The 13,261-nt window shown below is 48.2% G+C and carries 9 protein-coding genes; 4 read left to right on the top strand and 5 right to left on the bottom strand.

The window, feature by feature from the left end:
* Nucleotides 1-280 precede the first annotated feature (280 nt).
* Entirely contained in the window at nucleotides 281-1,912 is a 1,632-nt protein-coding gene (locus NT239_15605; protein ID XGA71163.1) for a response regulator, read from the top strand.
* A 184-nt stretch (nucleotides 1,913-2,096) separates the two neighbouring features.
* Nucleotides 2,097-4,679: a hypothetical protein gene (locus NT239_15600; protein XGA71162.1), complete on the top strand. Its 2,583-nt coding sequence runs from the start codon at nucleotides 2,097-2,099 to the stop codon at nucleotides 4,677-4,679.
* Between the two features lie 70 nt (nucleotides 4,680-4,749).
* Here the strand turns inward: NT239_15600 and ybaK are convergent, their stop codons facing one another.
* On the bottom strand, nucleotides 4,750-5,232 hold the full coding sequence (gene ybaK / locus NT239_15595) for a Cys-tRNA(Pro) deacylase (protein ID XGA71161.1): 483 nt from the start codon (nucleotides 5,230-5,232) through the stop codon (nucleotides 4,750-4,752).
* Nucleotides 5,233-5,315: 83 nt separating this feature from the next.
* On the opposite strand from ybaK, the gene NT239_15590 reads away from it, so the two are divergent.
* Together NT239_15590 and NT239_15585 are read left to right on the top strand one after the other, a co-directional pair.
* Nucleotides 5,316-6,779 (top strand): YdiU family protein, encoded by a 1,464-nt coding sequence (locus tag NT239_15590; GenBank protein XGA71160.1) that lies wholly within the window; start codon nucleotides 5,316-5,318, stop codon nucleotides 6,777-6,779.
* Between the two features lie 312 nt (nucleotides 6,780-7,091).
* Nucleotides 7,092-8,486 carry a linear amide C-N hydrolase gene (locus NT239_15585; protein XGA71159.1) on the top strand — a complete coding sequence of 465 codons (1,395 nt, stop codon included), beginning with the start codon at nucleotides 7,092-7,094 and terminating at the stop codon, nucleotides 8,484-8,486.
* A gap of 178 nt (nucleotides 8,487-8,664) precedes the next feature.
* Here the strand turns inward: NT239_15585 and NT239_15580 are convergent, their stop codons facing one another.
* The 4 genes from NT239_15580 to NT239_15565 all read right to left on the bottom strand — a co-directional run bounded on the left by NT239_15580 (nucleotide 8,665) and on the right by NT239_15565 (nucleotide 13,255).
* Nucleotides 8,665-9,258 carry a metal-dependent hydrolase gene (locus NT239_15580; GenBank protein ID XGA71158.1) on the bottom strand — a complete coding sequence of 198 codons (594 nt, stop codon included), beginning with the start codon at nucleotides 9,256-9,258 and terminating at the stop codon, nucleotides 8,665-8,667.
* A 966-nt stretch (nucleotides 9,259-10,224) separates the two neighbouring features.
* Complete coding sequence (locus NT239_15575) at nucleotides 10,225-10,800, bottom strand: hypothetical protein (GenBank protein XGA71157.1); 576 nt, start codon at nucleotides 10,798-10,800, stop codon at nucleotides 10,225-10,227.
* Nucleotides 10,793-12,118, bottom strand: coding sequence for a dNTP triphosphohydrolase (dgt, locus tag NT239_15570; protein XGA71156.1), 1,326 nt, complete (start codon nucleotides 12,116-12,118; stop codon nucleotides 10,793-10,795). The genes NT239_15575 and dgt overlap by 8 nt, the downstream gene beginning before the upstream one ends.
* A 27-nt stretch (nucleotides 12,119-12,145) precedes the next feature.
* A complete protein-coding gene (locus NT239_15565) occupies nucleotides 12,146-13,255 on the bottom strand; it encodes a ribonucleotide-diphosphate reductase subunit beta (protein ID XGA71155.1) in 1,110 nt (369 codons plus the stop codon).
* Between the last annotated feature and the right edge of the window lie 6 nt (nucleotides 13,256-13,261).

Here is a 13,261-nt window from a genome sequence, read left to right as displayed (position 1 = left end):
CTTCATTTTATTTTGTACAGCAGAGGAATAGACACCTTGATCTAAATTCAACCGCAAGCTCTGCACCAACAGGCACTGCTAATTGGGTAATCGTAAAGCGCCATCGCATCGACTCACAATGATGTTTCTTTCCAGCCATCCTCTTGGAAACGCATGCGCCAAGTGGCAATTGATTATTGTGGTTTTTGTTATTTCTGCGCGACAAAAACCAATCTGTCCTTGAGCTTGCTTGAATTTGGCCGATAGTAAGACTATCGCCCTTCCATTTCCCCAAAGGCCAATGTCCGAAGAACTCACCCAAGCTCACGTCCTGGTTGCCGACGATGCGCCGACTGTTCGCCAATCCATTCGCATGACTTTGGCACAATCGGGGATTAATCGCGCCGATGCAGCCAGCAGCATTGGTGAGACGCGCCGCCGCTTACGCAATAGTGATTATGATGTCGTGCTGTGCGATTACCATTTTGGCGAGGGCATGAACGGGCAGGAGCTACTGGAAGAGCTGCGCCATAGCGGTGAATTACCGCTCTACACCATCTGGATTATGATCACGGCAGAAGCATCGTATGAAAAAGTGGTCGCCGTCGCCGAAATTGGCCCCGATGATTACCTGATCAAGCCCTTTACCAGCAAGCAACTCACCCAACGTTTATCGCTAGCTTGGAGCAGAAAACGCTTTCTTAAACCGATTTACGACAAAATCAACGACGGCGACACGCTGGGTGCAATTGAAGTCGCAAAGTCACTGGTCCCCAAAGCCGCCGGGTTTAGCAATGATTTGATGCGCTTACTCTCGTCGCTATTACTTGAAGCGGGCAAGCTCGACGAAGCGGCTAAGTTATTTGAAGAGATTCTAAAACAGCGTGTTGTACCCTGGGCCAAGCTTGGTTTAGCTAAAACACTGAGTCGGCAAGGAAAAAAAACGCAGGCGGAAAATACACTCCAAGCCGCGATTGTTGAGCACGCCCAATACGTCGATGCGTATGAAGAGCTCGCATCCATGTATATGGCCGAAGGTCGCTTAAATGAAGCGATGGCGGTGTTTGAAAAATGCCTCTCGCTGACACCCAATAATGTCGGGCGCCTGCAAAAAGCTGGCAATTTGGCCAATATGCTTGGCGACTCGAGCAAAGCCAAGCAATTTTTGGAACGCGCTGTCACTTGCGGCGGCAATTCTTCACTACTCAGCGGCGAAACGGTACTGCAATTGGCGCTCGCTGCTCGGCGTGAAAATAATAGCTCGGATGCCGATAAATACTTGCGCATGGTGCGCGAAATTGCCAAGCGCGAAGATAACACCAGCAATCGGATTATTGATTTGCTCGCCTCGGCGGTATACGAAGGTAAACCGCAATTACTCGAGCAAATCGAAACCTATATGGCCGACCCCGAGTTTGTACTGGAAATTGCCGTTAGTTTTATTATGACCGCCGATATTGTTTGCCCTGCCACCATTGAGGGCGAGCAGGCCAGTGGCGCAACGGCACCGTATAAATGGCTGCTGCACATCGCACAACGCTTTATTACCACCAAGCACATTTCCGGCATGTTAGAAAGCTCGGCCAATATGCGCCCCGTGTGGCAGCAATTTATCCAACAAGCTGGCAGCGAGATCAACGAGCTGAATAATGAAGGCGTACAGTTGATGCTTAAATCACAGTTTGCCGAAGCGATTGAGAAACTATTACCTACCGCGCAAACCACCTTCAATCAACGCCTGATGCTCTCGAGCACGCACGCCATTATCAAATATCTGCGCAGCGAAAATACCGTCGAGAAAAAAGAACGCGACGCCTTACTCAATCAAGCCTACCACTTCCTCAGCCGGCTAGAAGGACTGATCGACGCAGGCACTTATCACAGTTTGAATCAAGAGCTTCAAAGCATGATTACTCAGGCGAAAGTAATCTGAGCTAGCCCATTTTTACGAAACGTCAAGATCGCAACCGAAAGTCAGCTTACACTTGAAGAAAAAGAACCAAAAACTAAATTACGATCTCCGATAGTCGGAAAGACAAACCGAGTGGAGATGAATAATGCGGAATACTTTTAAGCAAAAACTAATCGTTAGATTGTTGGTGTGTAGCTTTACTGCAATGGCAGTAACCGCTTGCGGCGGCGGAGGTGGCGACAGCAGCAGTTCGCCGAGTGCCAGCGCAACCACAAAAGCTTTAAGCGGTGTTGCTGCAACAGGCTCAGCAATTGTAGATGCAACAGTTACCATCAAAGATAGCAAAGGTGCTACCGCAACCACTAAAACCGATACGACAGGCTCCTACACCTTTACTGAAGCTCAATTATCGGGATTCACAGCTCCGTTTGTCGTCCAGGTGTCTGGTGGCAATATTGGCTCAGCAACAGGGCCCGCAAACACAAGCAGCTTATTCTCTGTTGCAACTTCAGCCTCGGGCTCCACAGCCAACATCACACCATTAACTACCATGCTTGTTGCTGCATTATCAGGCCAACAGCCCTCTGATTTTTTCAGCCAAATTGGCACAACTGCTGCACCTAACGCTGCGACCTTGATCAATAGCCAAGCATTAGCAACCGCACAAAGCCAAGTCATCAACACGCTAAAAAGCCTTGGCGTATCAGGCAGCGATCTTAATAGTATTGGCGATTTTTTAGCCGGCACTTTACAAGCAGCAACCAGTACCTCTAGCACAGGCAACGTATACGACAATTTACTAGATATCATTGCGGCCAACCCCAGCATTAATATCGCAGCTGTGACCACTCAAATTGCAGTTGAAACAGTTACAAATAATGGCGGAAAATCACCCACAGGCGGAACACCAATTACCCAATCAACCGCAATTAACGAAGACACATATGGCGGTTGCATGGCAGGATTGGTTGCAGGCAATTCCATTTCAGGTGTTAGCAAAATAACGCTGACTGAACAACCAGAAGATCGAGCCCACTGGATTTATACGTCCTACAAATTAAGCGATTTCGATCCAGCCACCGGGAATGCAGGATGGAATGCTTCGCGCGGAGAAGATACCGAAGGTGCTGCCGCGACCAAATTAATTGAATTTCCTGAGAAAACAATTACAGATTTTACCAACGACACAGGTTCAACCACGACAGCGATTACCCGACCTTATAAATACATCGTCAGCAGCCAATCATCGGCAAATGGCAGTAAGCTCCTCAAACCTTGGTACCTCGACTTGAATGACTACTGGTCACCTGCTGGCCGAATCTATTGGGGCTACAAAGAAGAAGGAAATGATGACAATCCTGGCGACGTCGGGGTCGGCAAGAATTATCAGTTTGGTTTTACTTACAAGTCTGATCGCCCCGCCGACCTAGCTCTCGATGGGTTGAAAAAAGATGTCGAGGTAAAATACGGGCCGCTTACTCGAACCTATTTAAAAAACACAGACAAAACAGGCTCAATTACCTATTCGCATACTTATGTTGGCAGTGAAATAATTACGACGAAATTAGGGGCAATTAAAGCATGTAAATACACGGAAAATGGCAATGTAACCCACAGTTATGCTGCAGGAGCGAAAGCGAGCGATGCCACTAACATCACATTCAAAACTACAATTTGGACTGCTCCAACTTTGGGGGTAATTCGCCGAGACTACGAAGAAACGGGTCTTAACTCCGACAGTAAAAAAGTCTGGTCTGCATCACAATCTAGAGAATTAACTAGTATAGTCGTCGGCAATACAAACTACGGTAGCGCAATACTAAATGACAGCACCTTCGGCGCATGTATGAAATCAACAAAACTACCAAGTAGTTTGACCGCAACAGATACCAGCCTTGCTGCGCAAAATTTGATGGGCTCGGTATTTGAATATACAGCCAACTACAACGGTAGTGGTTACAATTTCAACTGGCGCAAAGATGCCTACGTGCAATCTTCAAAAGTTGGCCAGGCTACTAACTACGTCAAATTTGCTGGAAATGATCCGCTCGTCAGTGTGAACGCAAAAGTCGAACCGTATTATTTCGTCGTTCCGGGACAATATCAAGGATCTGTTAGCTCTTACGCCAACTTACAAGCACTCTCAAACACTCCAGCAGGCACCACACCATCAGGATCAAGTCTAGCCACCAACTTTAAGCTTAATGGTTTTGCCTATAGCGATGCGGCAACCAATGCTTGGTTAGGCTGGCGTGAAGAGGGTGATGCCAACAATCCATCTAGCAGTGGTTTGGTTGGACCATCGCAGTATTTCATGCAGGCATTTGCGGCAAAATGGGATGCTTTCCCTGCCTTTTGGAATGGTGGTTTGCGTAAAAATGTGCCCGTGACCGATATGCGCACTCAAGCAGTCAAAGCCTCGTGGATTGGTGGTGGCAACGATATTGACCCTCGCGATATGAAAACAGAAGCACTGTATACAGGCCGCGGCCAAGTTACCACCGCATTGGGAAGCTTTGATACTTGTGTACTTAAAACAACCTACACCATTACTTGGCCAAGCTGGAACACAGCCAAAGCAGGTTGGAAGGTTGTTGAGGTAAACACCGAGCACCATGTTCCGGGCTTAGGCGTGGTATACATGACTGACGTTGAAGATGATTATACTGATGCGGCCAATCCAACGGTGACGCAATGGTACTCCAACAAAGCACGTGAATTGCGCCATGCCATCATCAAAGGCAAGCAATATGGTACCCTACCTGCAGGAGTAAATCCTCTTCCATAATCAATAGTTAACATAAGGTCAAGCCACGGCAAAATGCCGTGGCTTTTACTAGCAAATTCAAGATAAGAAATCATTCATTTGCAACATCGACCAATATTACGTTTAATGCCTGCTGCAATTGAACAGGGCTTAAACACACCAAAAACCCACGCTTACCACCATTGATATAAATCCGTTCCAGCACAACGATGCTGTCCTGCATATACACGGGCATTGTTTTTTTGGTGCCAAACGGCGATGTGCCGCCGACCATATAGCCGCTGTGCTTATTCGCTACTTCCGGCGCGCACGGGCTGATGGTTTTGCAACCGATATGGCGCGCCAGATTTTTGGTGCTGACCTCCTTGTCGCCATGCATTAACACGATCATAGGCTGTTTTTTTTCGTCTTCCATAATCAGCGTTTTAATCACGCAATGCTCGTCCACGCCGAGCTCGCGCGCTGATACTGCGGTGCCGCCCTTTTCTTCGTACGCGTACAAATGCTCGGTAAACGCGATTTTATGCTGACGTAAAAAACGAATCGCCGTGGTGACCGGCATTTTCTCACTCATTATTTTCATCCTTGCAATGCGCGCCATGACAAAGGCGGCCAATCGGCTTAATATATCCGACTATTTTACTCAAGTTTAAAGCCATGCCCTTCGATTGCCTGCCGCTTAACCCACGCTTTAGCCAATTAAACGAGCGTTTTTGGGATCATACGCCGCCAACACCGATGCCGAATGCGCATGTGGTGGCGCTCAATTACGCGCTGGCACAGCAGTTGGGGATTAACTGGCACGCCGATCAGCAGCAGCTCGACCCAACGCTGCCCGATTATCTGCTGGGCAACCGCATCCCGCAAGGCAGCGTGTCACTGGCCAGTGTGTATTCGGGCCATCAATTTGGCGTGAATGTGCCGCAGCTTGGCGACGGCCGCGCGCTGCTGGTCGCTGAATTTACCGACCCGCACGGTGAGCATTGGGAAATGCAACTGAAAGGTGCGGGCCCTACGCCCTACTCGCGCCGTGGTGATGGCCGGGCAGTATTGCGCTCTAGCATCCGTGAATACTTAGCCTGCGAGGCATTACACCACCTAGGTATTCCCACCACGCGCGCGCTCGCGATTGGCGGCTCGCCGCAAACCGTGTGGCGCGAAACGCGCGAAACCGCCGCCGTCGTTACCCGGCTGGCGCCGACTTTTGTGCGCTTTGGGCATTTTGAATATTTCTTTTATCAGGGCGAGCCCGAGCGCATTAAGGAGCTCGCCGATTGGGTGATCACACACCACTACCCCGCATGCGCAGCTGCGCCAAATCCGTATCTGGCGATGCTCGAACAAGTCATCACCCGCACTGCCCAACTGATCGCGCAATGGCAAGCGGTCGGCTTTTGCCACGGGGTGATGAATAGCGACAATATGTCGATTTTGGGCCTAACGATTGATTACGGACCGTATGGGTTTTTAGATGGTTTTGACGCTGGGCATATTTGCAATCATTCAGACGAGGCCGGCCGCTACGCCTACAACCAGCAACCGCAAATCGGCCTGTGGAATCTGCATTGCCTCGCGCAAGCACTGCTGCCACTGACCGACAAAGATGCGTTGCTCGCCGCACTGGGTGAATATCAGCCACAATTTGAAGCGGCGTTTGCCGAGCAATTGCGAGCAAAACTGGGGTTTGCCGAGTGGTTTGAAGACGACTGGACTTTAGTCACCGATTTGTTTGAGCTGATGCAAGCGACTCACACCGATTGGACAATCTTCTGGCGCACGCTCAGCCACTGGTCAGTCGCGCAAAACACTAGCGAATTGCGCGATCTATTTTTAGCGCGTGAGCATTTCGACGATTGGTTGGAGCGTTACCAGCGCCGCCTGAACGATGGCCTCAGCGATAAGGCGCGCAGCCAAGCGATGCTCGCGGTCAACCCGAAATATGTTTTGCGCAATCACCTGGCGCAAATTGCCATCGAGAAAGCGCAACACGGTGACTTTAGCGAAATCGAGTGCCTGCATCACTGCCTAATGCGCCCATTTGATGAGCAAACCGAATTCGAAGCGTACGCCGCAGCACCGCCCAGCTGGGCCAGTGAATTATCGGTAAGCTGCTCATCCTAAAATAGACATAAGCCAGCAAACAACTCACTCACACAGCCAGCCTCATCAGCTGGCTATTTTACCTCCCTCACTTGCTTACAACTCTTTCCAGGCTGCAAGCATGGGAGCCAAGACTAAGAGCTCTATTTAGCTCGCAACTCAATTCATTTTATGCTTTGTGCATTTTTGCATTGACGCAACACCTTAAAATTAAATACCATATCCTTACTTGATGCTTATTTGCAAATTCCAAATTCATAGAAATTGAAAGCAGCACTCTTGCATCAGCAAGACTCAGCACTTTTTTATTGAGCAAAAACTAAGGAGAACGGTATGAAACACACATCTCACACACCCTGGAAATCCGCTCATAAATTTATTAGCGCCGCCATCGCTACTGCCATGCTAGCGATCACCCCAATCCAACAAGCACAAGCGTGCACTGGCATTACGCTGAAATCACAAGACGGCGCTTACATTTTTGCGCGCACCCAAGAATGGGGCACGTTTGATTTGAAATCGCGCGTTACGATTATTCCACGCAATTTTGCGCTACAAACTACGCTGGAAGACGGTAAAAAAGGCGTGGGTTGGAAAACTAAATACGGTGTGGTCGGCTTAGACGTCGTGGAAAAAGACTACCTGATCGACGGGATGAATGAAAAAGGCCTGACGGTTAATCTGTTCTATCACGAAGGCTTTGCCCAATATCCAAAATACGACGCAAGCAAAGCAGCAAGCAGCATTCCCGTATTAGCGCTTGCCCCCTACCTGCTGTCTAATTTCCAATCGATCGATGAAGTTCGCACTGCGATGAGCAAACTCAATGTGGTCGGCGTACACGTAGAGGCCATTGGTGGCGTACCACCAGTACACTTGATCGTGACTGATCGCAATGGTAAAGCCGTGGTGATTGAATTTACCAATGGCGTCACCAAGCTGCACGATGCACCACTCGGTGTTGTAACCAATGGCCCGAACTACGATTGGCACATTACTAATTTACTGAACTACACCAACCTCGATGTACCGCTACCACACCGTAAAGTGGATGATATTCGCTCACTTAAATTTGGTGCCGGTGCACGCTTGTTTGGCCTGCCAGGTGATTTAACCTCGCCATCACGCTTCTTGCGTGCGGCGGCATACGCCAGCACTGCGCGACAAACCGAGAATGGCTCAGAGACCATGTACGAAGCATTCCGTATCTTGGACAACTTCAATCTAACGATCGGTACTGCTGCAGCCGAAGGTAGCGGTGAAGTCCATCAAGAAGGCATGCGCAGCTCAACGATCTGGACAACGGCCTACGACACGAAAAACCTAGTATTGCAATACCACACGCAGCATAACCGCCGCGTGCGCCAGCTAGACTTTAAAACGGTGAATTTCGATGCCAAAGAAGTCGTTCGTATCCCGCTGGATCGTCAACAATCACAAGATATCGAGCACCTGATTCCGGTAAACACCCCACAAACCACGACTGCGATTGCGGGTGGCTGGAGCAATGGTGAAGTCGATCAATTGGCAATCGATGCTGCCAACTTTGCGGTCAGCAAAGATGGTTCATCTGCCAAGCTAAAACGCATCGTCGAAGTGAAAAAACAAGTGGTGAAAGGCACAAACTACAACATCACTTACGAGTTGGAAGACGGCAGCACGTGGAAAGCGCTGGTGCATCGCAACCTATCGGGTGAGTTCTCGCTAACCCAATCTTCGAAAATGTAAGTTCTTCCACTGAGACGAGTAGAAGGCTCAGCTCGGCTTTGACAGCGAAATTCGCTCGAGAAGCCGAGCTTTTTATTGCCCCTATACTGCCCATAGTATCTAAATCAAAGCCAATCCTAAAAATGGCTTGATCGATATACCCAAGCATCTCAATCCAAGCAATCCACAGCAAGGCGCGCTATGCCGCAGCCAAACGCTCAACCCAATGCACCAGAAAAATCTTGCCATGCTGCAGCAATAGCGTGGCATGATTGTGCAGCGACGCTTGCAAGGGATCTAGCCACACCTCACCAGGGCGATCGAACGCCACCCACAGAAAATAACCCACCCCAACCCAACAGCCACGGTAAATCGTCCGCTCCATTGGGCCATCGGCTTTAAATAAATTCAGCGAGAATTTTTGCTTCACCGGCCACAGCAAAGGCACGCCGGACGGTGTGAGCATATCGCCAATAATATGCGATAGATAACCAACCACCAGCGGCAACACCGGCCAATTATGATTTTCGTGATAAGTCAGCAGCACATACACCATCGCCACCACCATCAACAGTGAATGGGTAAAACCACGATGGCCAAAAATCGCCGCCAGCGGCAGCGAAATATACGGCACAATGCGGCCAAACGTCGATTTTGGGTGATCCAAATCAGGCAATAGCCCCGCCGCGCCAGCAATCGCCACCTCGTGCAATTGCGGCATGCGCTGCAAAATACCAACACTGCAAGCCACCATCAGCAGTGAGGCAAATGCAATGTGCGTGCGGGCCATCATGTGGGAATACCTAGCCAGCCCCGCGCCAACAACAATCAGCGCTGAAGCCTTGAAAACATTGGGGGCAGAGACAATACCAGAAAATTTGAGTGGCGTGTAAGGAAGTTGGTGGTGAGGTATTGCTCCACGGGCAATTTGCGCTAATTAGCGCAGAGGTATATCAACCAAACCAACATTAGAATTGATTTATAGAGCAACACCATGGCATGTATATGCTGCAATCGTTGATCTGCATGGATTCACAGCGATTGCATGGCCTGCTGCGCAGGCGGTGAACCGGCCGTTTCGCCGGCCACACGAGCAAGGGACGGGTCTTGCTCCGTCCCTTGCAACCCTCGCGTGCCCGATCGCCGCGAAACCCCGCTTGAAAAAGCCACGGCGAGGCGCCGCTACAACTCGCGTTGCGCTAACGTCGCAACGCTCAAACACGACGCGGCTTAAAACCTCGCCGAAGCATTTTCAAACGGCGCGTCTCCACGGGCAATCCGTCCTAATGAATAGCAGGGGTATATCAAGCAAGACTAATAAAATAATTAACTTCAGAGCAACACCACGGCATGTATATGCCACCATTGTCGGTCTGCGCGGTTTCCCCTGTCATCAAGCCGAGCGAGGAACAAGCGGTTCGGGGTTTCGGCGAGGACTGTTTGAGGCCGCAGGCCGAGTTCCGCAGCCGCCGAATCGATTGTCCGCAGCGAGGGCATTTTGCGCAGCAAAACTTGATGAGGGGTCGCCTTTGGGGTGAAGGGGTATTTGGCGAAGCAAATACCCCTTCCCGTTAGCGCGGCGGAACGCGCATTGAAACATCGCGCCAACGGCGCATAAAACAAAACCGCCAGAATCAATCCAGCGGTTTGTATTAAACAGGTAGGGCGTATTCGACGCGAAGCGTCAATACGCCAAACAGTTTGTATGCGGCGTAATGCCTTCGGCGATTACGCCCTACTCTGCTACAATTCTACATGGCTACATCATTGGTGCAAAACCAAGAAATCTGGGTTCGCTGAGATATTGCTTCGTTGTACATGACCATCTTAATGCTGAATACCCAGCCATTAAACGATGCCCAATCCACCGAGTATCAATATAACAAACACCAGGAGGATTAATTAGCAATAATCTTCCCATAAAATCAATCCACTCATCATGCGTTATTTTATTTAACGAATAGCCATGAAATGAACGACCACTTTCGAAAATTGCCAACTCATTAAATATGCTTCTTGGCAAAATATGTGCAAGACGAAACTGCAAGTCAGAATCCCATTTTGAAATAGAAAAATCAATCATAGGAATGTGATATTTCCTTTTTGCTTTTACATCATAAAACAATGAATGAAATGCCAACTCCTCATTAGAATCAAGTACATCTATCTGCTCAGAAATTTTCTCAGCACTTAAAAAGTTTGAATCAAGCATAAAGCAACTTCTCTCATCAAGGATTGAATCAGGCTGGTATAAATACCTACTAAAATTCAACTCCAACCTTCTTTCTGAGAAGAATTTTTCAAACAGATAGAATGGATGATTTTTTTTAAGCATCGCCAACCCGAATACCTTTCAAATTCTGATATGAGCGTAACGAAAAATCATCCGTCATTCCGCAAACGTAATCTATTATCAAATGAATTCGGTGCAATCTTTCATTGGCTTCTTCGGAAAAGATAGCGTACTTTTCAATATATGACTTTGGCAAACGACGAAAAAGTCGTGCCTCAACATCCAATCCTTTCTTCTTCACGCCATCATCTTTAAGTAGAGATAAAAAATCATCTTGACTCAAATCTAGCAACCGTTCGAAAGAATCTAAAATCCCTGTAATTACACTATAACCAGCCAACTCTATCTCTTCCACTTCGTGAAACCGATAAACTTTGCCAATAGTTATTTTCTTAACCTTTTCCAAAATCATGCCGACTTCAGATTCTTTTGGTATCAAAGTAACCTTGTCACCATTCATGATTTTATCAGCTAAGGATACGTAATTACTTGCGACATAAGCGACAGCCTGATTAACAACTTTAGTCTTAAACTCAACAAACCAGCCAATTTTTGAAAATCTATCAACTTTAACAATATCGAGCAACTCTTCCAAATCAACCTGAGATATTATTTTCTTCTCTAAGCCATCTTCCAAGTCACTAAGGCAATACGCAATATCATCAGCGGCCTCCATTAAATACATAAAAGGAAACTGAGCACCCTCACCCCATTTCAATCTTAGACATAATTCTTTATATATCTGTACCTCAGAATCAAAAACACCAATTTTCTTAAAGTCACCCTTATTACCAAAACTGCATGGATATTTAATTGTAGATAGTAATTGGGTGCAAGTAAGATTTAAGCCAAACCCATCATTACCTTGCAGTCTTGTAACAATCCTAAATCCTTGTGGATTTCCATCAAAATCATTAAGGCCTCCTAGATTAAGCTCCCAGCCCCCGCTGCCGTCTGCGTTTTTTATAAAATACTTTTTCTTAAGCCAGTCTTTAATTGCCGCCTCACCAAAATGGCCAAATGGTGGGTTCCCAATATCATGCAAAAGGCAAGCAGTTTCAACCACATTGGTAAATGCAGTTAATTTCTCATACCCCAAGCCAATAGAATCTTTAAGGACCATTTGGCTTAAGTAACGCCCAATTTGGGACACCTCGATTGAGTGGGTTAATCGACTTCGTACCGCAGCATTAAATTCCAGAGGAAAAACCTGTGTTTTTTGTTGCATCCGTCGAAAGGCTGATGAATTAACAACCCTAGCCTTGTCACTTTCAGAAGCAACAACTAAACCTCTCTTTCCACCTGTTGATTCACGCAACCGGTCTTCGGTAATTAAATCTAAAATAGCATCAAGGCTCATTAATAATTCATCCCAATAAATAAAAAATCAATCCCAGCTCAACGCCCCACCCGTCTGATACTCAGTCACCCGAGTCTCAAAGAAATTCTTCTCTTTCTTCAAGTCAATCATCTCACTCATCCATGGGAATGGATTGCTTACGCCTGGGAACAATTCGTTCAGGCCAATCTGCTGCATACGACGATTGGCGATAAAGCGCAGGTATTCTTTAAATTGCGCTGCGTTCAGACCCAATACGCCGCGTGGCATCGTGTCTTCGGCGTAGGCGTATTCGAGCTCGACGGCTTTGCGGAACAAGTCGGTGATTTCGACTTTGAAGCTTTCGGTCCACAACTCTGGGTTTTCCATTTTGATCGTGTTGATCAAGTCGATACCAAAATTGCAGTGCATTGATTCGTCGCGCAGGATGTATTGGTATTGCTCGGCGGCGCCGGTCATTTTGTTTTGACGGCCGAGTGCCAAGATTTGCACGAAGCCAACGTAGAAGAACAGGCCTTCCATAATGCACGCGAAGACGATGATCGAGCGCAGCAAGGCTTGGTCGTTCGCCAGCGTGCCGGTTTTGAACGCTGGGTCGGTCAAGACGTCGATAAATGGCATCAGGAACTGATCTTTATCGCGGATTGATTTGATTTCGTTGTAGGCGTTAAAGACTTCGCCTTCGTCCAGACCCAATGATTCAACGATGTATTGGTATGCGTGGGTGTGGATCGCTTCGTCGAAGGCTTGGCGCAGCAGGAACTGGCGGCATTCTGGCGAGGTGATTTGGCGGTATGTGCCGAGCACGATGTTGTTGGCCGCGAGCGAATCCGCAGTGACAAAGAAGCCAAGGTTGCGCTTTACGATGCGCATTTCGTCTTCCGACAATTGGCCGGTTTTCCATTGCTCGATGTCGCGCTGCATGTTCACTTCTTGCGGCATCCAGTGGTTTGCGCACTGCGCGAGGTATTTTTCCCACGCCCATTTGTGTTTGAACGGCACCAACTGATTAACGTCGGTGGTGCCGTTGATGACGCGTTTGTCGTCGGCGGTAATGCGCGCAGGTACCGCGCTGCCCGCTGCGGCGCTGTGGTTTGGCGCGGCGTGTGGGCTGGCAGGTGCTGGGCGGCTGATTACGTCTTCGTCAAAACTGAGCATATTGCT

Source organism: Chitinibacter sp. SCUT-21 (genome assembly GCA_041874755.1).
In the GTDB taxonomy this organism is placed as follows: Bacteria; Pseudomonadota; Gammaproteobacteria; order Burkholderiales; family Chitinibacteraceae; genus Chitinibacter.
Note: the sequence above shows the minus strand (reverse complement) of the source record. Positions and strands in the feature narration are given on the sequence as shown.